Origin of the sequence: Streptomyces sp. NPDC014995 (genome assembly GCF_043080745.1) — a bacterium.
Lineage (GTDB): Bacteria > Actinomycetota > Actinomycetes > Streptomycetales > Streptomycetaceae > Streptomyces.
Map to the genome: position 1 here is coordinate 1 of NZ_JBIBVX010000004.1, position 18,704 is coordinate 18,704.

24 protein-coding genes are annotated in these 18,704 nt (G+C 72.1%); 10 read left to right on the forward strand and 14 right to left on the reverse strand.

What is annotated here, in order from left to right; all coding sequences use genetic code 11:
* Positions 1-908 (reverse strand): methylmalonyl-CoA mutase family protein (locus ACF1A1_RS09600; protein ID WP_391647218.1); only part of this gene is annotated, 908 nt, incomplete at its 3' end.
* A gap of 213 nt (positions 909-1,121) precedes the next feature.
* On the opposite strand from ACF1A1_RS09600, the gene ACF1A1_RS09605 reads away from it, so the two are divergent.
* Positions 1,122-1,979: a L,D-transpeptidase family protein gene (locus tag ACF1A1_RS09605; protein WP_391999040.1), complete on the forward strand. Its 858-nt coding sequence runs from the start codon at positions 1,122-1,124 to the stop codon at positions 1,977-1,979.
* A 190-nt stretch (positions 1,980-2,169) separates the two neighbouring features.
* Here ACF1A1_RS09605 and ACF1A1_RS09610 read toward each other — a convergent pair whose 3' ends face one another.
* From ACF1A1_RS09610 to ACF1A1_RS09635, 6 genes are all read right to left on the reverse strand, one after another.
* Entirely contained in the window at positions 2,170-3,645 is a 1,476-nt protein-coding gene (locus tag ACF1A1_RS09610; protein WP_391647220.1) for a hypothetical protein, read from the reverse strand.
* 89 nt (positions 3,646-3,734) lie between these two features.
* Complete coding sequence (locus ACF1A1_RS09615; RefSeq protein ID WP_391647222.1) at positions 3,735-4,394, reverse strand: RNA polymerase sigma factor; 660 nt, start codon at positions 4,392-4,394, stop codon at positions 3,735-3,737.
* Between the two features lie 414 nt (positions 4,395-4,808).
* The gene (locus ACF1A1_RS09620) at positions 4,809-5,645 is read right to left on the reverse strand and encodes a hypothetical protein (RefSeq protein WP_391647224.1); all 837 of its coding nucleotides are present in this window, start codon (positions 5,643-5,645) and stop codon (positions 4,809-4,811) included.
* 81 nt (positions 5,646-5,726) lie between these two features.
* Entirely contained in the window at positions 5,727-6,350 is a 624-nt protein-coding gene (locus ACF1A1_RS09625) for an RNA polymerase sigma factor (RefSeq protein WP_391647226.1), read from the reverse strand.
* A 182-nt stretch (positions 6,351-6,532) separates the two neighbouring features.
* A complete protein-coding gene (locus ACF1A1_RS09630) occupies positions 6,533-6,961 on the reverse strand; it encodes a hypothetical protein (protein ID WP_391647228.1) in 429 nt (142 codons plus the stop codon).
* A 144-nt stretch (positions 6,962-7,105) separates the two neighbouring features.
* Complete coding sequence (locus ACF1A1_RS09635; protein WP_391647229.1) at positions 7,106-7,519, reverse strand: hypothetical protein; 414 nt, start codon at positions 7,517-7,519, stop codon at positions 7,106-7,108.
* A gap of 137 nt (positions 7,520-7,656) precedes the next feature.
* Here ACF1A1_RS09635 and ACF1A1_RS09640 point away from each other — a divergent pair, with 137 nt between their 5' ends.
* A complete protein-coding gene (locus tag ACF1A1_RS09640; RefSeq protein ID WP_391647231.1) occupies positions 7,657-8,151 on the forward strand; it encodes a DUF1877 family protein in 495 nt (164 codons plus the stop codon).
* A gap of 9 nt (positions 8,152-8,160) precedes the next feature.
* On the opposite strand, the gene ACF1A1_RS09645 is transcribed toward ACF1A1_RS09640, so the two are convergent.
* The 3 genes from ACF1A1_RS09645 to ACF1A1_RS09655 all read right to left on the reverse strand — a co-directional run bounded on the left by ACF1A1_RS09645 (position 8,161) and on the right by ACF1A1_RS09655 (position 10,851).
* Entirely contained in the window at positions 8,161-8,715 is a 555-nt protein-coding gene (locus ACF1A1_RS09645; protein WP_391647233.1) for a hypothetical protein, read from the reverse strand.
* A gap of 102 nt (positions 8,716-8,817) precedes the next feature.
* Positions 8,818-8,943 carry a hypothetical protein gene (locus tag ACF1A1_RS09650; RefSeq protein ID WP_391647235.1) on the reverse strand — a complete coding sequence of 42 codons (126 nt, stop codon included), beginning with the start codon at positions 8,941-8,943 and terminating at the stop codon, positions 8,818-8,820.
* A gap of 336 nt (positions 8,944-9,279) precedes the next feature.
* Complete coding sequence (locus tag ACF1A1_RS09655; RefSeq protein ID WP_391999041.1) at positions 9,280-10,851, reverse strand: glycoside hydrolase family 20 protein; 1,572 nt, start codon at positions 10,849-10,851, stop codon at positions 9,280-9,282.
* 286 nt (positions 10,852-11,137) lie between these two features.
* On the opposite strand from ACF1A1_RS09655, the gene ACF1A1_RS09660 reads away from it, so the two are divergent.
* The 5 genes from ACF1A1_RS09660 (at position 11,138) to ACF1A1_RS09680 (ending at position 15,302) form a co-directional block, all read left to right on the forward strand.
* The gene (locus tag ACF1A1_RS09660) at positions 11,138-11,644 is read left to right on the forward strand and encodes a 2-oxo-4-hydroxy-4-carboxy-5-ureidoimidazoline decarboxylase (RefSeq protein WP_391999042.1); all 507 of its coding nucleotides are present in this window, start codon (positions 11,138-11,140) and stop codon (positions 11,642-11,644) included.
* Positions 11,645-11,898: 254 nt separating this feature from the next.
* The gene (sdhC, locus tag ACF1A1_RS09665; RefSeq protein WP_391647238.1) at positions 11,899-12,279 is read left to right on the forward strand and encodes a succinate dehydrogenase, cytochrome b556 subunit; all 381 of its coding nucleotides are present in this window, start codon (positions 11,899-11,901) and stop codon (positions 12,277-12,279) included.
* Positions 12,280-12,284: 5 nt separating this feature from the next.
* Complete coding sequence (locus ACF1A1_RS09670; protein WP_391647240.1) at positions 12,285-12,767, forward strand: succinate dehydrogenase hydrophobic membrane anchor subunit; 483 nt, start codon at positions 12,285-12,287, stop codon at positions 12,765-12,767.
* A gap of 19 nt (positions 12,768-12,786) precedes the next feature.
* Positions 12,787-14,541 (forward strand): succinate dehydrogenase flavoprotein subunit, encoded by a 1,755-nt coding sequence (gene sdhA, locus ACF1A1_RS09675; RefSeq protein WP_391647242.1) that lies wholly within the window; start codon positions 12,787-12,789, stop codon positions 14,539-14,541.
* Positions 14,541-15,302: a succinate dehydrogenase iron-sulfur subunit gene (locus tag ACF1A1_RS09680; RefSeq protein WP_391647244.1), complete on the forward strand. Its 762-nt coding sequence runs from the start codon at positions 14,541-14,543 to the stop codon at positions 15,300-15,302. The genes sdhA and ACF1A1_RS09680 overlap by 1 nt, the downstream gene beginning before the upstream one ends.
* A gap of 76 nt (positions 15,303-15,378) precedes the next feature.
* Here ACF1A1_RS09680 and ACF1A1_RS09685 read toward each other — a convergent pair whose 3' ends face one another.
* The 4 genes from ACF1A1_RS09685 to ACF1A1_RS09700 form a co-directional block, all read right to left on the reverse strand.
* Entirely contained in the window at positions 15,379-15,642 is a 264-nt protein-coding gene (locus ACF1A1_RS09685; RefSeq protein WP_391647246.1) for a TM2 domain-containing protein, read from the reverse strand.
* 254 nt (positions 15,643-15,896) lie between these two features.
* Complete coding sequence (locus ACF1A1_RS09690; RefSeq protein WP_391647248.1) at positions 15,897-16,307, reverse strand: DUF2752 domain-containing protein; 411 nt, start codon at positions 16,305-16,307, stop codon at positions 15,897-15,899.
* A complete protein-coding gene (locus ACF1A1_RS09695; protein ID WP_391647249.1) occupies positions 16,300-16,746 on the reverse strand; it encodes a TM2 domain-containing protein in 447 nt (148 codons plus the stop codon). Before ACF1A1_RS09695 ends, ACF1A1_RS09690 begins: the two co-directional genes overlap by 8 nt.
* 209 nt (positions 16,747-16,955) lie before the next feature.
* Positions 16,956-17,120 (reverse strand): hypothetical protein, encoded by a 165-nt coding sequence (locus ACF1A1_RS09700; RefSeq protein WP_391647252.1) that lies wholly within the window; start codon positions 17,118-17,120, stop codon positions 16,956-16,958.
* Between the two features lie 77 nt (positions 17,121-17,197).
* Here ACF1A1_RS09700 and ACF1A1_RS09705 point away from each other — a divergent pair, with 77 nt between their 5' ends.
* From ACF1A1_RS09705 to ACF1A1_RS09715, 3 genes are all read left to right on the forward strand, one after another.
* Positions 17,198-17,647 (forward strand): VOC family protein, encoded by a 450-nt coding sequence (locus ACF1A1_RS09705; RefSeq protein ID WP_391647254.1) that lies wholly within the window; start codon positions 17,198-17,200, stop codon positions 17,645-17,647.
* Positions 17,648-17,747: 100 nt separating this feature from the next.
* A complete protein-coding gene (locus tag ACF1A1_RS09710) occupies positions 17,748-18,155 on the forward strand; it encodes a hypothetical protein (protein ID WP_391647256.1) in 408 nt (135 codons plus the stop codon).
* Positions 18,152-18,694 carry a thiol-disulfide oxidoreductase DCC family protein gene (locus ACF1A1_RS09715; protein ID WP_391647258.1) on the forward strand — a complete coding sequence of 181 codons (543 nt, stop codon included), beginning with the start codon at positions 18,152-18,154 and terminating at the stop codon, positions 18,692-18,694. The genes ACF1A1_RS09710 and ACF1A1_RS09715 overlap by 4 nt, the downstream gene beginning before the upstream one ends.
* The last annotated feature ends 10 nt before the right edge of the window (positions 18,695-18,704 follow it).

The window sequence follows — 18,704 nt, forward strand, 5'->3', positions numbered from 1 at the left end:
TGCACCCCGGCGGTCTGGGTGTGGAAGCGCAGCATCAGCGACTTGGGGTTCTTCGCGCCGAACTCCTCACGCATCACCCGCGCCCAGATCCGGCGTGCGGCACGGAACTTGGCGACCTCCTCCAGGATCGTGGTGCGCGCGACGAAGAAGAACGACAGGCGCGGGGCGAAGTCGTCGACGTCCATGCCGGCCGCGACCGCCGTGCGCACGTACTCGATGCCGTCGGCGAGGGTGAAGGCGATCTCCTGCGCGGGCGAGGCACCGGCCTCGGCCATGTGGTAGCCGGAGATCGAGATGGTGTTCCACTTCGGGATCTCGGCCCGGCAGTACTTGAAGATGTCCGCGATCAGCCGCAGCGAGGGCTTGGGCGGGAAGATGTAGGTGCCGCGGGCGATGTACTCCTTGAGCACGTCGTTCTGGATCGTGCCGGTCAGCCGGTCCGCGCCGACGCCCTGCTCCTCGGCGACCAGTTGGTACAGCAGGAGCAGCAGCGCGGCGGGGGCGTTGATCGTCATCGAGGTGGAGACCTTGTCCAGCGGGATCCCGCCGAACAGCACCCGCATGTCGTCGATGGAGTCGATGGCCACCCCGACCTTGCCGACCTCGCCGTGCGCGATCGGGGCGTCGGAGTCGTGGCCCATCTGGGTGGGCAGGTCGAAGGCGACCGACAGGCCCATCGTGCCGTTGGCGATCAGCTGCTGGTAACGGGCGTTGGACTCCACCGCCGTACCGAACCCGGCGTACTGGCGCATCGTCCAGGGCCGGCCCGTGTACATCGACGGGTACACGCCCCGGGTGAAGGGATACGCGCCCGGCTCACCCAGCTTCTCCGCCGGGTCCCAGCCCTCCAGAGCGGCAGGCCCGTAGACCGGTTCGATGGGCAGTCCGGACTCCGACTCGCGCGCCATGGTGTGATGCCTCCCGCTGAGCAATTACTCGAGTTACTCGCCAGTTACTCGCCAGTACAGACCGACCCTTCGACGGACTGTAGCGGCGGGCGTGCACCCGGTGGAGGGGAGCACGCTGGGACCTTCCTCACAGAGTGGTTGCGGCCCCGGTCACAACAATGCCCGGCCGTTCGCGATGAGTCATCCGCGGGGAACATCTCGGCCATGACCACAATGCGAAGATCGCTCGCCGCCGTGGCGGGGGCGGCGGCCCTGGTGACGGCGTGCGGCTGCACGGTGCGGACCACCGGCTCGGGGGGCGAGGGGCACTCACCCGTGCCGCCCGTCCGTATCGACGTCAGCCCCACGACACCTCCCAGGGCTCCCGCGGCCTCCACGGCTCCCGTCGACGGCAAGCCCGCGAGCACCGCCCCAACCGCCCCCGAGCCGACCGAGCCACCCCCCGTTCTGTGGTCCCGCGGCGACACCGGGCGGGACGTCCGTGAGCTCCAGGCCCGGCTGCGGCAGGTCGCCTGGCTGTCCGACGGGCCGACGGGGACGTACGACGAGCTCACCGAGCAGGCGGTCAAGGGGTTCCAGAGCAAGCGGGGGCTGCCGCCGACCGGGAGGACGGACACGGTCACCTGGGAGCGGCTGCTGGGGATGACGCGCGAGCCGGGCCAGTGGGAGCTGTATGCGATGGGCGGTCAGCCGGCCGCCGCGCCGGACCCTCGGTGCCTGACCGGGCGGGTGCTGTGCATCGACAAGACGAGCCGGACGCTGCGCTGGATGATCGACGGGCGGACGGTGTCGACGATGGCGGTCCGCTTCGGCTCGCAGTACACGCCCACGCGGGAGGGTGTGTTCCACGTCTACTGGAAGTCCCGCCATCACGTGTCCACGCTCTATGACTCGCCGATGCCGTACGCGATGTTCTTCAGCGGTGGGCAGGCGGTGCACTACTCGTCGGACTTCGCGGCCCGGGGATACGCCGGGGCCTCGCACGGCTGTGTCAACGTACGGGACGAGGCGGCCATCGCGGAGCTGTTCGCGCGGGTGAGGAACGGCGACAAGGTCGTCGTCTCCTGGTGAGGTGTCTGGGGCGCGGGCGGGACCGGGGGAACGTGCCCCGCCCGCGCCAGGTGCACGAGCCGCGGGTACGGGGGGAACCCCGGCTCAGTGCGAGGGCCGATGACCAGTCGGCTCACTTCTTACTGCGTCGCGGCCTCCGAAAACGTCACACCCCTCGCCAAAAAATTTCGACGAGTTGCAGATCCGCAGGTCAGAGGGCGCTGTAGGTCGGGGTGGGCGTCGCGCCCACCCCTCCGCCCTGACGGTGGACGGTGCCGGAGGAGGCGCTGGAGGCGCCCGGACCGCCGGAGCCGCGGGACGTGCCGGAGGCACCGGACGCCGTGCCTCCGGAACCGGCCCCCTTGTCGTCCTTGGTGCCGCCCTTGCCGCCGTCGTCGCTCTTGCCGCCCTTGTTGCCCTCGGCACCCTCGGTGCCCTGGTCACCCTGGTCGCCCTGACGGTCCTGGCCGCTCGCGCCGCCGGCCGGGCCGCTCAGCGTCTCGCCGCCGCCCTCGCCCGTGCCGCCGTCGGTCAGGCCGCCGGTGTCGACACCCTGGCCGGTGGGCGCGTCGAGGACCCGCGCGCAGTACGCCGGCACCCGCGTGGAACCACCCGCCGCGCCCTCCAGGGTGCTGCGGCGCTCGGCGTCCAGCGCCTTGCCGTCGCGCAGGTCGCGGCAGGTCGAGGTGACACCGCTCGGCCGGCCGCCGCGGTCGGCGGGATCGTCGGTGCCCTTGGTCTTCCCCTCGGCGTCCGGGGCCGGGGTGCCGCTCGCGGAGCCGCCGGGCGTCGCCGCCCCCGCGCCGCCGCCCTGAGTGGCGTCGGGTGGGGGCGAGACGAGCGGATGGTTCGATCGGGGCGTCGCGGTGGCCGAGACGGAGGCCGCGGGTCCCGGTTCGGCGCTGTCGAACGGGGTCGGCAGGACCCCGGTACCGGCCGCGGCCGCGACCCCGCCGACCATGCCTACGGTCAGCGCGGCGGCCACGGCCAGGCGGGTGGGGTGACGCCGCCGGGCTCGGCCGTTCGCCGCACGCCGCCCCCCGATACGCACCAGCCCACCGTCGCCGTCACCGCGCCCGGCCAAGCTCCCGTCGGACACCCCCGCCCCGTCGGACACCTCCGCCCCGCCGGCAGGGCCCTCATCCTCGGTACGGCCCTCACCCTCGGCACGGGCCTCCCCCTGGGCACGGACCTCGCGGAACGCGACCAACACGTCCGTCTCCGCCTCAGCGCCACGGTCGGCGCCCTCGACACGGTCACCCTGCCCGACGTACTCGGCGCCGGACTCACGGAACGCCGCCGGCCCGTCCGCCTCACCCGCGAGAGCCTCGGAAGCCGCGGCGAACGTCTCCGACCCGGCACCACCGTCGGCAATCTCGACACGGTCACCCTGCCCGACGCACTCGGCGCCGGACTCACGGAACGCGGTCGGTGCCGCCGTTTCGTCGGCGGGCCCCTCGCCGAAGTCCGCCGAGGGCGTCGGCTCGGACGTGCGTTCGGCGCGGGCCTTGCGGAAGGCGGCGAGGGCGGCTGCCTCGCCGGGGAGTTCCTCGTCCGCCGGGGCGGGCACGGCGGAGAGCGCGGCGAGGGTGCCGAGGGTGCGGGCGAGCCGGTCGGCCTCGTCGCGGTGGGCGGGATCGACAGCGTTGTCGGGTGCCTCTCCCCGCAGCAGACGCTCCGCCGTCATCCGGTCCAGCCAACGACCGGAACCGCGGCCTGCGGCGGAACCGCCGGGAGATTCCCCGTCCCCCGGGAAGACACAGCGCTCGTCGGCCATCACATGTCCTTCTGCGTCCGCGCGCACGCATGCGTCACACCGGCGGACGTCACCGCGCGCGAGCGCGCTCCTCGCTGGGGCGGCAGTGCGTCGAGCACGCCGGCCGTTTCCGGATCGTCGCCGAGCAGCTCGGCGAGCTTCTTCAGTCCGCGGTGCGCGGCCGTGCGCACGGCACCGGGCCGCTTGCCGAGCGTCTCGGCGGCCGTCTTGGCGTCCAGGCCCACGACGACCCGCAGGACGACGGCCTCGGCCTGGTCCTGCGGCAGCCGGGCGATGAGGTCGAGGGTGCGGCCGGTGGCGAGCGCCTCGATGGCCTCGCCCGCGGTGTCGGACTCGGCGGCCCGGCCGGTCAGCTCCGTCTCGTCGCCGCCGATCGCGGGGCGGCGGCCGCGCATACGGATGTGGTCCAGGGCGCGGTTGCGGGCGATACGGGCGGCCCAGCCGCGGAAGCGGTCGGCGTCGCCGCTGAACCGCTCCAGGTCACGCGCTATCTGCAACCAGGCCTCGGAGGCGACGTCCTCGGCATCGAGGTCGCCGACGAGCGTGCGGACATACCCGAGGAGCCGCGGGTGCACCGAGCGGTACACAGCCCGGAACGCGGTCTCGTCTCCGTCCTGTGCCGCAAGCACCGCGGCTGTCAGCTCCGCGTCGTCCCCCACGTCGTGGTTCCTCGGTTGATGGATGCGGTTTCACCGACCGCAGATGGTCGCGGCCCGCTGAAGGTCACGGTGGTCCAGCCGCTCCGCCGTCCGGCGCGAAAGGCACGTTACGACCTGAAACCGTCGCTCGTCCATGTCCGTACAACATGCAACTAACTCGTGAGGCGGTCGACGGGTGCGGGGTGTGACAGAAAACGCCTTCACGGCGCTGTAGGAAATACGGGCCGCCGCGCGGCCCGTGCCGCGCGACGGCCGGGGCCTCTCCTGTGGGGGGTGGCGGCCCCGGCCGTTGCCTCGGCAGCCGGAGCGGGGTCCGTTCGCGCAGGTCACGGCCGCGCATGACCGTTCCCGCAGTGCCGTTCACACAGGGCTGTGGACCGGCCGGAACACCGTTCACCGGTTCCTGGCCGACACTCACTGATTCTTGCCGTTGGCCTTCGGGGTCTTCTCGGCGTTCTGCTCCTGGCCGGTCCCGCTCCCGTTCCCGCTCGCGCTCCCGTTCCCACTTCCGGGTGTCTCGGGCGCGTCGCCGGACTTGCCCTGGCCGTTCCCCGGCGACGGGGACGCGGGCGGCGACGGGGACGCGGGAGCGTGCTGGGCCGCGCAGTAGGCGGCGACGTTCTTCTCCCCGCCGGCGGCGGCGACGAGCCGCTGCCACGCCGTCGCGCCCAGCGCCTTGCCCCGGCCGTCGACCTGCTCGTAGGCACGGCACTGGGCCTCGGTGTCCTCAGCGGTCGGCGGCCGGTCCCGGTCCGCCGAGGCGGCGGAGGACGGCGTCCAGGAGGGCGCGGCCGCCGCCTTCTCCCGCGCGCTCACCGACTGCTCGGGGCGCCGTGCGCCGGCGTCGTCCCGGGAGGATCCGGCGGAGCCGATCGCGGCGACCGCGACCCCGCCCAGAGTCAGGCTCGCGACCAGCACCGACAGGGTGGCCTTCAGCGAACGCAGGGCGTGCCGCTGTCCGCGCGGCCGCCAGTCGTCCCGGCGCCGCGTGCGGGCGGCCCGGTGCGCGCCGGAGTCCCGTGCGGCCCGGAAGGCGGCGACGGCCCGCCGTTCGCCCTCGTCGGCGTCCGCGGGAGTGCCGCCGCGCAGGGCGGCCGCGAGGAGCGCCTCCACGCCCGTGTCACCGTCACCCGAGCCGTGCGGGGCGTGGCGTCCGTGGGATTCGGAGGCGCCGTGCGGTCCGGAGGCGGTGTGACCAGGGTGTGCACGCCGACGGCCGAGGTCCCCGCCGTCGCTCATCCGTTCACCCATGTCCGTGTCCGCCTGTCCGGTTCGCTCATGCTCTTGCCTTCGGAAACGTCCGCCGCCACTGATCCATACGGGCTGCGGCCGTCACCGTTCATTTCGACTCCCCAGCGTCCGGGGGCCGTCATCCGTCACACCTTCGGCGCCGAGCTGGCGCGCGAGCCGCTTCAGACCCCGGTGGGCGGCGGTCCGCACCGCACCCGGCCGCTTGCCGAGGACCCGCGCGGCGGCGGGCCCGTCCAGTCCGACCACGACCCGCAGCAGCACCGCCTCGGCCTGGTCCCGGGGCAGCTCGCGCACCAGTTCCAGGGCCCGCTCGGTGGAGAGCGTCTCGAGGGCCTGGTCGTGGGTGCTGTGCGGGCCGGGCAGGTCGAGTACGTCCTGTTCGAGCCCCGCCGACCGGGGCCGTACCCGCAGCCTGCGCAGATGGTCCAGGGCCCGGTGCCGGGCGATGGTCGCCGTCCAGCCCCGGAAGCCCGCACCGTCCCCCTTGAAGCGCCCCAGGTCCCGGGCGATCTCCAGCCAGGCGTCGGAGGCGACGTCCTCGGCGTCGTCGCCGACGATCCCGCGCAGATAGCCGAGCAGTCCCGGTTGCACGATCCGGTACGCGACCGCGAAAGCGGCCTCGTCGCCGTCCTGGGCCCGCGCCACGGCCGCGCCCAGTTCCCCGTCGTACGCGTGAACGCGCCGGGGTTCCCCTCCCTGGCCCAAGACTGTCCTCGTTCGTACGGAGTTTTCGGCGGGTGCGTGCCCGTGCGGTGCACGCGTTCCGGCCGCGTTCACGCCCCCACGATCATCAGCGCCATGCCTCACCGATGTGTCACAGGGCAGCGGCGGCGACGGCGCGGCCCACCCCCGGGGGACCGTGCCGGCGCCGCTCGTGCGCGCCGTGGTCAGGCCGCCGCCCTCCTGGTGGCCGGAGCCCGCCGGGCCCTGCCGTGCAGGGTCAGGTAGAAGGTGTGCAGGGACTCGTCGGCCCCGCCCGCCTCGAACCGGTTGACGACTTTCCCGAGGGGGTTCCAGACCCGCCCGTCCGGCATGCGTACGCCGACGGGCTGGCCGAGCCAGGCCCGCTGCCGGTCGTCGAGATCCACCCAGACCGCGCCCGCCCGGCGTACGAGCACCTCACCGACGTACGCCCCCAGTCCGCGCAGCGTGTCGTGCGCCCGCTCCCGGTCCGCGCCACCCTTGCGCAGCCCGTCGACCAGGAAGTCGACGACGCGCAGGCTGGCGACGGAGTAGTCCAGCGGCAGCCGGTTGCGCGAGGTGACCCGCGCGACGAAGGCCGCCGCGCACGCTCTCATCCCGCCCGCGTCTTCCATGGTCCGTCCCCCTCCCTCAGGTCAGGGGGAACGCCGAGCCAGTCAGTTCCCCCCGCCTGCCCCAGCGGACGGCGCGCCGGAAACATCACGGGTCACGCTTGTGTCTCCGGTCACAGCCCGGCCCGGACGGGGCCGCGCCGCGGCTCAGCGCCGGGCCGGACCCGTCGCGTCCCGGCACAGCAGCCGGAGCGAGCCGTGGCCGGTGAAGCAGCGGCGGGCCTCGTCGACCGGGTCCCACAGGCGGCCGTCGGGGGTGCGGATCCAGTGGTCGCCGCCCGTCGCCCACCACTCGGCACCGGTCTGCCGGACGATCACCTCACCGGCGTACGCCCCGAGGCCCCGCAGCATGGTCTGCACGGCGGCGTACGGTGTGTCCTCGCGCCGCAGGTCGTCGATGAGCCGGTCGACGCGCCACAGGCTCTGCGCCGAGTAGTCGAGGCGCAGCCGGGCGCCCTCGCGCAGCGTGGCCACGGCGTCCGCCGCCCACCGCACGGGTTTCGCGGCGGCCTGGGGCCGGCCTGGTGGCTGGGTGGTCTGCCGAGTCGTCGCACTGGTCACATAGGGGAAAGCGCCGTCCGTCCTGCATCCATCACCCTCGTTCCGGGGGTCCTCAGGACCGGCGCAGGACCGCCCCAGGTCCCCCGCAGCCCGGTCACAGGAGTGACACTTCCGGCCTCGCGTGCGCTCCCCCAGTGATGAGCGCGTACCTCCACCTCCGCGCCGTACCGCCCCCGGCGCTGCGCAACAGCACGACCTGGCTGCGAAGACTCTTCGACGGCGACGAGGACACCCTGCGCCACCGGATCGACCGGCACCGCGAGGAGGTCCTGGACGACCGCTACGGGGACCACCAGATCCTGTACGCCGACGCTCCGCCGGAGCGCGTCGACGCGGGCCCCGGCGCCCATGTCGTCCTCGGCGGTCACCGGGTGCACGCCACCGGGCCGAAGCAGCCGCCGTTCCTGCTGCTCACGGCAGGCCAGACGGCCCGGGTCGCCGCGTTCCTGGCGGCGGCCGACTTCGACGAACTGTGGGCTCCGGCCTGCGCCGAGCTGCTCCCCCGCTACGGCGGCTCCGCCGAGGAGCCCCGGGCCCGGGACGCCTTCGCCTGTGCCCACCGGGACCTGACGGCCTTCTACACGACGACCGCGCGGTACGGGGACGCGGTGGTGAAGTGGCTGCTCACCTGAGCCGACCGGTCACTTCCGTCCGCGGGCCCGCCGCGACACCACCGCCCGCAGGACCCGCCGCCCCTCCGTGGACACCTCCAGGGCCCGGCGCAGCCCGCCCGCGCCGTGTCCGGCGAGGACCTCGAGGACGGTGACCTGACGGCGCAGCTCGGCGGCGACGAGCGGCGGCATGCCCTCGGTGCGGCCGGCGCGGCGGGAGTCGAGCGGGGAGGGGTCGTCGGCGGGGTCGAGGAGCCGGTGGATCTGGAGCGAGGCGACCGAGCAGGCGTCGGCCCAGACCCGTATCCCGGCGGCGGACCGCTCTGCGGGGGCCGCCTCGAGCATCCGCCGGGCCAGTGCGACGGCCTCGTCGTCCCCTTCGTCGGCGGACTCCAGCTTGCCGCGCACCTGCTCCAGCAGATCGCCCCAGGCGGCCGCGTCGGAGCCGTCCGTGAGGTTCCCCCACAGCGGGCGCAGGATCTCGTCGTCGCCGCCGAGGAGGGGCACGCACCGATCCAAACAAGCCAGTCCGCTCGCGGCCAGTCCGCGTTCGTCGGCCTTGGCGATGAGGTCCACCAGGCTCATTCACGCCTCCCTGTCCGGGGCGCCATCCTTACGGAGCCCGCACTTCCCCTTACTGCGTGCGACAGCGCGGGAGTGTCACAGCAGGCGACGAGGTAGGTGTTTTCAGCCAACCGGGGACTCGGCCGGCCCGGGCCCCAGGAATGCCTTCTCGTGCTGCGTCCGGGTCAGCCGCACGACGACGAGGACGGCCGGCACGGCCGCGCCCAGTTCGAGGGCGTCCGCGAACACGTCAGGTCCGACGTGACGGGCGACCTCCCCGGGGGCGCTACCGCGAGCCGCTCACGGACCACGCCGACCGCGCCGACCGCGCCGACGTGCTCCACGGCACGATACGTCCAGCACCGGGACGCCGAGAGTGCGCGGGAGGTGCACGGGAGATCCAGGACGCCGTCGGCCGGGTGAGCCGAGGCCCGCCACGGCGGCCCGCCCGAGCCCGACGGGTGAGCGCGGCCGGGCCCGAGTCCCCCGGTGTGCGTGGTCCGCCGGCCGTCCCGCGGCGCTCGCGGCCGCCGGAACGTACGGTTCACCGAGCCCGGGCGTCCATCGCGTTCCGCCGGGGCCGGCTCAGCCCAGCCGGCCCGCCAGCGCCTTGAACTGCGGCCAGGACAGCGACGGCTGCCGCGGGTCCCACAGCTTCTGCGCGGTCGCCCGCAGCGGCATCCGGACGCCGGCCGCGACCTGGTCCTGGGTCTGGGAGTTCGCGAGGTCGCACCAGACCGCGAGGGACCCGCCGAGGATCTGGTCGTCGTACCGCGCCGGGACGGCGGTCGTGCCGCGCAGGACCCGCGGGGTCCACTGCTCGTAGATGCGCTCGCCGGTCGGGTAGACGAAGGTCTGCGGCTGGCCGAGGACGTAGTACAGGTACTCGTCGTTGTAGTTGAGCACCTTGCGGCCCTCGCTCAGGTACTCCACCGGTTTCCGCGCGCCGATCTCCTTGCCCGTCCAGTAGGCGACGACCAGGTCGTCGGCGGGCCGCACCGACGTCCCCCGGAAGAAGCCGTCGTTCCAGGCGCGCATCGTGCGGTCGTGGGCGCGGACGGTGTCGGCGCGGTCGTTGAGCCAGCCGGTGGCGAGGTCGGCGACGGTGGCGCCGGAGCCGTAGGCGTCCTGCGCGGCGGTGGCGAGCTGCGGGTAGGAGGCGGCCGGGTCGGACACCGTCAGGGCCTGGTACTCGTCGCCGCCGAGATGCCACTGACCGCCGGGGAACAGCTCGGCGAACTCGTCCAGCAGGTCGTCCAGGAGGGCCCCGGAGGCGTCCTTGGAGATGTCGATGGCCCCGCGCGCCGCGACGCCCCGGGTGTTGCGCAGCTGGAGATCGGGGTGGGCGGCGAGCACGGCGCCGAGGTGCCCCGGTGAGTCGATCTCCGGCACGACGGTGATGTGCCGGCCGGCCGCCAGCTCGACGATCCCCTTCACCTCCGCCTTGGTCAGGTGCTGCCGGGAGACGATCTCCGGGTGGGTGTCGGACTCGATCCGGAAGGCCTGGTCGTCGGAGAAGTGCAGCCCGAGCTGGTTGAACTTCAGGTCCCCGAGTTCCCGTATCCGGTCCTCGATCCAGTCGGCCGTGAAGTGCTTGCGCGCGATGTCCAGCATGAACCCGCGCTGCGGCTTGGCCGGCTCGTCCCGCACGACGCCCTCGGGCGCCGTTCCCCCGCCACGCACCTCCTGCTTGAGCGTGCGGGTCCCGTAGAACACCCCCGCGTCGGACGGCCCGCTGACGGTCACCCGCCCGCCGCGCACGGTCATGGTGTACGACTCCGGATCGGCGCCCTCGTCGTCGTTGAGCGCCAGCCTCAGGTCCCCGGCCCGTACGTCGTCCTTCTCGCCCGCGTACGTCATCCCCAGCTCACCGGCGATCAGCCGCCCCTCGTCGGCGAGATCGGTGTCGCTCACCACCACCCGGTACCCGGCGGCCGGCTGCCACCCGGGGCCACGGGCGGGGGTGTGGGCCCGGACGGCGGGGATGGTCCGCGGAGTCTGCGAGAGGGCGTACGACCGGCTGGGCGTGGGACTGGCCACCGCGCTGGTCTGCTGGGCCGCCGACCCCGCCGGCGCCCCGTCGTCCCCGGACGCCCACACCCCGACTCCCGCGCCGAGAACGACGACGAGACCGCCGGACAGCAGGGCCCGCCGCACCACCTTTCGCTGCGGGTTCCTCTCCGGCGCCCGGCGCCGGTGCCTGTGCCTGCTCACCCCGCCAACCTACGACCTGGGCGCGATCGAAGCGCGCGGAAGGGGTCCACCGCAACGTCCGAAACTCTCTCCTTCGAGTGAAATTCGGGCAACCGTCGGACACCTCATGACCACTCTCGATAACGTGTCGCCCACACCTTTCACTTTGCATCCCCTGCCACACCACACGTGACGCGAGGATTTCACGCTGCCTGCGCACCGTCTCTCCCCCCTCTCCGGCCGAGTCGCCATACCGACGCTCCCGGAGCAGACCCGGACCGCTCCGACCGGGAACCTGCTGGAGGCGTTCAACACCGCACCCGCCGACGAGGCGCACCGTGCCCTCCTCACCTGCCTCCAGAGCCCCTACTGGGCCCACCGCATCACCGCACACCGCCCCTACCCCACCCGCGACGCCCTCCTGGCCGCGTCCGACGAGGCGGCGTACGACCTGGCACCGGGCGACCTGGCAGAGGCCCTGAGCGGCGAGTCCCTCCCCGCCCTCCCCGAGGACACCTACGAGGCGGCCCACATGGCCCTGGACGCCGCCCACGCCGCCTACGAGGCCCGCTTCGGCCACGCCTTCGTCCTCTACCTGGGCGACACCCCGCCCGAGGAAACCCTCGACCACCTCCTCGAAGCCATCCGGTCACGATTGACGAACGATCCGGAGAGGGAGCGCGAGGTGGCGGCGGAGGAACTCCGGCGCCTCGCGAGAGGACGGTTGGTCGACTTCCTCCGGGGCGCGGCACCGTAATGGCCCGTGCGGCTCCCGCCGCGTGGGCGTGACCAGCCACAACGAGCCCACCGAGGGCCGATAACACAACAAACCGCCGCAGACGCCGCGGACGCTCGCCCAAACGCGTGCCACTTTGATCACACCGGGAGACCCCCGCTCAGCCGGGCGGCGGCGCGTCGCTACGATGCTGGGGGCCGGTGGACCGTACCCGGCCGGGCCCGTCCGACACCGAAGCCGGCAGGCCCCAATCCCCGCTCCCGGAGGGTTCTTCCGTGCCGGCTGGAACGCTGTACCGCGGCCGGGAAGGAATGTGGTCCTGGGTGGCTCACCGAGTCACCGGCGTCCTCATCTTCTTCTTCCTGTTCGTACACGTGCTGGACACCGCACTCGTGCGTGTCTCCCCCGAGGACTACGACAAGGTCGTAGCCACGTACAAGACCCCGATCGTCGCCGTGCTGGAGTACGGCCTCGTCGCCGCCATCCTCTTCCACGCGCTCAACGGCCTGCGGGTCATCGCCGTCGACTTCTGGTCGCAGGGCCCGCGCTACCAGAAGCAGATGTTCTGGGCCGTGGCCGGCATCTGGGTCGTGCTGATGCTCGGGGCGATCTACCCCGTACTCGGCCACGCCGCTCGTGAAGTGTTCGGGAGCTGAGACAGATGGCCACCACTGAAACCACCGCGTCCGGGATCGGCCCCGTCGAGGGCGGTTCCGTCTACAACGTCGACAACCCGGCGCCCCTGATCGAGGCCCCGCGCAAGCGCACCAAGAAGTCCCCGAAGTCGACCCGGGGCAACTTCGAGATGGCCGCCTGGCTGTTCATGCGCCTGTCCGGCATCGTGCTGGTCGTCCTGGTCATCGGCCACCTGCTGATCCAGCTCGTCCTGGACGGCGGTGTCTCCAAGATCGGCTTCGCCTTCGTGGCCGGCCGCTGGGCTTCCCCGTTCTGGCAGGTCTGGGACCTGATGATGCTGTGGCTCGCCATGCTGCACGGCGCCAACGGCCTGCGCACGGTCATCAACGACTACGCGGAGCGCGCGAACACCCGGCTCTGGCTCAAGGGCCTGCTCTACACCGCCACGGTGTTCACCATCCTGCTGGGCACGCTGGTGATCTTCACCTTCGACCCGAACATCCGCTAGGCACGGGGCTGCGAGAATCATGAAGATCCACAAGTACGACACCGTCATCGTCGGCGCCGGTGGCGCCGGTATGCGCGCGGCCATCGAGTCGACGAAGCGCAGCCGCACCGCGGTGCTGACCAAGCTCTACCCCACCCGCTCCCACACGGGCGCCGCGCAGGGCGGCATGGCCGCCGCGCTGGCCAACGTGGAGGAGGACAACTGGGAGTGGCACACCTTCGACACGGTCAAGGGCGGTGACTACCTGGTCGACCAGGACGCCGCCGAGATCCTGGCGAAGGAGGCCATCGACTCCGTCCTCGACCTGGAGAAGATGGGCCTGCCGTTCAACCGGACCCCGAACGGCACCATCGACCAGCGCCGCTTCGGCGGTCACAGCCGCAACCACGGCGAGGCCCCGGTCCGCCGCTCCTGCTACGCGGCCGACCGCACCGGCCACATGATCCTCCAGACGCTGTACCAGAACTGCGTCAAGGAGGGCGTGGAGTTCTTCAACGAGTTCTACGTCCTCGACCAGCTGATCACCGAGGTGGACGGCGTCAAGAAGTCCGCCGGTGTGGTCGCCTACGAGCTGGCCACCGGCGAGATCCACGTCTTCCAGGCGAAGGCCGTGATCTACGCGTCCGGCGGCTGCGGCAAGTTCTTCAAGGTGACGTCGAACGCGCACACGCTGACCGGTGACGGCCAGGCGGCCGTGTACCGGCGGGGCATCCCGCTGGAGGACATGGAGTTCTTCCAGTTCCACCCGACCGGCATCTGGCGCATGGGCATCCTGCTGACGGAGGGCGCCCGCGGTGAGGGCGGCATCCTCCGCAACAAGGACGGCGAGCGCTTCATGGAGAAGTACGCGCCGGTCATGAAGGACCTCGCGTCCCGTGACGTCGTCTCCCGCTCCATCTACACGGAGATCCGCGAGGGCCGCGGCTGCGGTCCCGAGGGCGACCACGTCTACCTGGACCTCACCCACCTGCCGCCGGAGCAGCTGGACGCCAAGCTCCCGGACATCACCGAGTTCGCGCGCACCTACCTGGGCATCGAGCCATACACCGACCCGATCCCGATCCAGCCCACCGCGCACTACGCGATGGGCGGCATCCCGACGAACGTCGAGGGTGAGGTGCTCGCCGACAACACCACGGTCGTGCCGGGCCTGTACGCGGCCGGCGAGGTCGCCTGTGTGTCGGTGCACGGCGCCAACCGTCTGGGCACCAACTCGCTGCTGGACATCAACGTGTTCGGCAAGCGGGCGGGCATCGCCGCGGCGGACTACTCGCAGAAGGCGGACTACGTCGAGCTGCCGGAGGACCCGGCGTCGCTCGTGGTGGAGCAGATCGAGCGGCTGCGCACCTCGACGGGGACCGAGCGGGTGTCGACGCTCCGTCGCGAGCTCCAGGAGACCATGGACGCGAACGTCATGGTGTTCCGCACCGAGCAGACGATCAAGACGGCCGTCGAGAAGATCGCCGAGCTGCGCGAGCGCTACCGGAACGTGTCGATCCAGGACAAGGGCAAGCGGTTCAACACCGACCTGCTGGAGGCCATCGAGCTGGGCAACCTGCTCGACCTGGCCGAGGTCATGGCCGTGTCCGCGCTCGCCCGCAAGGAGTCCCGCGGCGGTCACTACCGCGAGGACTACCCCAACCGCGACGACGTCAACTTCATGCGCCACACCATGGCGTACCGCGAGGTCGGCGACGACGGCACCGAGACCGTCCGCCTCGACTACAAGCCGGTCGTCCAGACCCGCTACCAGCCGATGGAGCGTAAGTACTGATGGCAACCCCCGTTCTGGACAAGGCCGAGGCGCAGTCCGCGGCCTCCCCGTACATCACGGTCACCTTCCGCGTCCGCCGGTTCAACCCGGAGGTCTCGGCGGAGGCGACCTGGGAAGACTTCCAGCTGGAGATCGACCCCAAGGAGCGCGTCCTCGACGGTCTCCACAAGATCAAGTGGGACGTCGACGGCACGCTCACCTTCCGCCGCTCCTGCGCCCACGGCATCTGCGGCTCCGACGCGATGCGGATCAACGGCAAGAACCGCCTCGCCTGCAAGACGCTGATCAAGGACATCAACCCCGAGAAGCCGATCACGGTCGAGCCCATCAAGGGCCTCACGGTCCTGAAGGACCTCGTGGTCGACATGGAGCCGTTCTTCCAGGCGTACCGCGACGTCATGCCCTTCCTCATCACGAAGGACACCAACGAGCCGACGCGTGAGCGTCTGCAGTCGGCGGAGGACCGCGAGCGCTTCGACGACACGACGAAGTGCATCCTGTGCGCCGCGTGCACGTCCTCGTGCCCGGTCTTCTGGAACGACGGCCAGTACTTCGGCCCGGCGGCCATCGTCAACGCGCACCGCTTCATCTTCGACTCGCGTGACGAGGCCGGCGAGCAGCGCCTGGAGATCCTGAACGACCGCGACGGCGTGTGGCGTTGCCGCACGACCTTCAACTGCACGGACGCCTGCCCGCGCGGTATCGAGGTCACGAAGGCGATCCAGGAGGTCAAGCGGGCGCTGATCACGCGCCGCTTCTGAGGTCTGCGGACCCGCCAACGGCGAGGGCCCCGCTCCCGGTCGGGAGTGGGGCCCTCGCCGTGTGGGCGCTACGCCGTCAGCCGCGCAGGACGCGGCCCTGCTTGTCGGTGCGGTCGTTGCTGGTGAGGAACAGGATGCCGTCGATCAGCGCCCAGACGCCGAGGCCACCGCAGGTGAGGAGCTGGGCGACACCCACGCCGACGGAACCGACGTAGAAGCGGCCGATGCCGAGGGTGCCCAGGAAGAGCTGGAGGATACCCGCGACGATCTTCGACTTGTCGGAGTAGGGACGGCCCAGCGGGTCGACGCCGTAGGGGGCCTCAGGGGTGGGGACGGTCATGTGAACTGCTCCTGAATGACTTCGAATGGGGAGTCCAGGAGGGATACGACGAGAAGCTCACGTACGCCGGCCGTGCATGGACATGCCGGAACGTCCCCCCTGTGGGCTGTGAGCCTAGAGAGGGCAGGGGGAAGAAAGGGAGTAGGGGCGAACGATCGTTCCTATTCCGTGATCAAATCCCGCCACGGCAAGGACCGTTTCGGACGAGCGTAAAGAGCTGGAGCCTGCGGCGTCTCGTGATGCAACGACAGGCCCTAATGCAGGTTGCGTACGACGGTCCAGGTGACGGCGAGGCCGAGGATCAGGGCCTGGGCCGGCCGGCCGAGCCGGGGCCGCCAGCTCCGCCCGTGCAGCCCCTCCCACATCCACCGCCCCAACAGGGCGAGCGCGAACGGCGAGGCGAGCAGCAGGGCGCGGTTGTCGAGCCAGGCCTGGGAGAAGTGACCGTGCATCAGGTCGTAGGCCATGCGGGTGCCGCCGCAGGCGGGGCAGAGCAGGCCGGTGACGAACCGGAACGGGCACTGGGGCAGCAGGTGTCCGGGCTCGTGGGGGTCGGTGACGTACAGGTAGGCGGAGCCGGCCGTGCCGGCGGCGAGCACCGCGAGGGGTGCCGCCGCCGGGTGCCGGAGCGGGGACGTCCGCTCCCCGCCCACCACGTCAGCCACGCAGGATCCGCCCCTGCGCGTCCGTCTTGTCGTTGCTCGTCAGCAGGATGATGCCGTCGATGAGCGCCCAGAACCCGAGCCCACCGCAGGTGAACAGCTGGGCCAGGCCCATCCCGACGTTGCCGATGTAGAACCGGCCGACGCCGAAGGTGCCCAGGAAGAGCTGGAGGATACCGGCGACGATCTTCGACTTGTCGGAGTAGGGACGTCCGTAGGGGTCGTAGCCGTAGGGCGCGTTGGGGTCCCCGCCGTAACCGGGGGGCGGGTAGCCGGCCTGCTGGTAACCGGGCTGCGGGTAGGCCTGCTGCTGCTGGTAGCCGTCCTGGGGATAGCCGTAGGGGCCGGCCTGGCCGCCCGCGTATGGCCCCCCTTGCCCGGCGTTCGGATACCCGTACCCCGGCTGAGGGGGCTGCTGCGGCTGCTGCGGCTGTTCGGACACGGTGACTTCTCTCCCCGAGGCCAGATGATCGGATGGGACACACACATGAGTTCAGGTCATCTTGCCCGAAGAATCCGGTGCCGGAGAAGTCAGGGGCCGGTCGGACCGGGTTCCGCCGACCGGGTGAGGGCGGGCGCGGCCGCGTTGGCCACCTCGCGGCCGCGGGGGCTGTGGCCGGGGACCCCGGTGAGGGAGGTGTCGGCCAGGGCTCAGAGGGCGCGGTGGGGCTCCGGGTCCGGCGGGAGGAGGTCGAGCAGCCGGGCGAGGCCGCGCAGGGCGGTGGCGTTGTGCGGGTCGAACAGGCGGTTGGCGTCCGGCTCGTGGGCTTCCGACCGCGGCGTACGCGTCAGCGCGCACCCGCCGGCGCAGGGCACGAGTCCCCTGCCGACGACAGTGGAGGGCGGGACCGGCAATCACGGCCGGGCGACCACCGGGCACCTATTCTGACGGTATGTCAGATGACCAGTTGTCCTACGAGCTGCTCGGGTTCGACAACGTGCTGCTGCCCGTCGGGGACCTCCGCGAGGCCGTCGGGTTCTACGAACGGGCCGGGTTCGCGGTGGCGTTCCGGTTCGACGAGGGCGGGATCGCGCTGCTGAAGGTCGGCGGCGAGACGCCCGGGATCCTGCTGCGGGAGGAGGAGGCGCTGGGGCGCCAGCCGCCGCCGTGGACGTCTCCGCGCGTCTGGCTGGAGGTGTCGGACGCGCGGGCGACGGCCCGGCGGCTGGCGGCCGCCGGCGTTCCGCCGCTCGACGAGCCGTTCTCCGTCGCCACCGGGTGGACCGTCGAGGTCGCCGACCCCTGGGGGAACGTCCTGGGGTTCACGGACTACTCCAAGCGGCCGGAGCTGGGGCGGGCGCGGGCGGCGGGCTCCGGATGCCCGGCCCGGGGTGCCGGGTGATCCGGCTCAGCGGATGACGCAGGGCGGTTGAACACGTTCAAAAACAGGTCTAGAGTCTCTCACGACAGCGTTTTTGAACGTGTTCAGAAGGGGTGGGAACATGGACCGCACGGTCATCGCCTACGTCATCTACCTGGCCGTCAGCATCGGACTGACCGTCTGGGTGGCCCGGACCCTCAGCCGCAACGGACGGGTCTTCCTCGCCGACGTGCTGCACGGGAACGAGAAGCTCGCCGACGCCGTCAACCACCTCCTGGTGGTCGGCTTCTACCTCGTCAACCTCGGCTTCGTCGCGCTGTACCTGAGCGGGGACGAGACGATCCAGGACACCCGGGGCGTCTTCGAGGCCCTGTCGGCCAAGCTGGGCGTGGTGCTGCTGGTGCTCGGCGTGATGCACCTGGGCAACGTGTACGTGCTCAACCGCATCCGGCGGCGCGGGGTCATGGAGCGGGAGCAGGTCCCGCCGGTCGCCCCGCAGGGCTGGGCCGCCCCGACGGCCGGGGCGTGAGCGTCTTGGACGTCACCCCGGGGGCCGAGGCCGCCGACGACCGGGACGCCGCCCGCGTCCCGGTCCGCCGGCTCACCGTCCTCTACGACGCCGACTGCTCCCTGTGCGCCTTCCTGCGCGACTGGCTGTGCCGCCAGCCGCAGCTGGTGCCCCTGGACCTGGTCCCGGCGGGATCCGCCGAGGCGGCCGCCCGCTTCCCCGGCCTCGACCACCGCGCCACCCTCGACGAGATCACCGTCGTCGGCGACGCCGGCCAGGTGTACCGCTCCACGGCCGCCTGGATCGTCACCCTGTGGGCCCTGCGCGAACACCGCCCCCTCGCCCACCGTCTGAGCACCCCCGCCGGCGCACCGCTCGCCAAGGGCGCCGTCCTCGCCGCCGCCAAATGGCGCGGGGCGCGGTGGCACGGAGGCCGGGGACAGGACGCGCGGTGGGGCGGAGGCACGTACCGCGGCGCCGACGGATGGTCGTACACCCCGGCGCGGGGCTGGAGCCACACCCCGCCCGCGTGTGACGGCGACGCCTGCGCCACTGGTTAGGCTCTGGTCC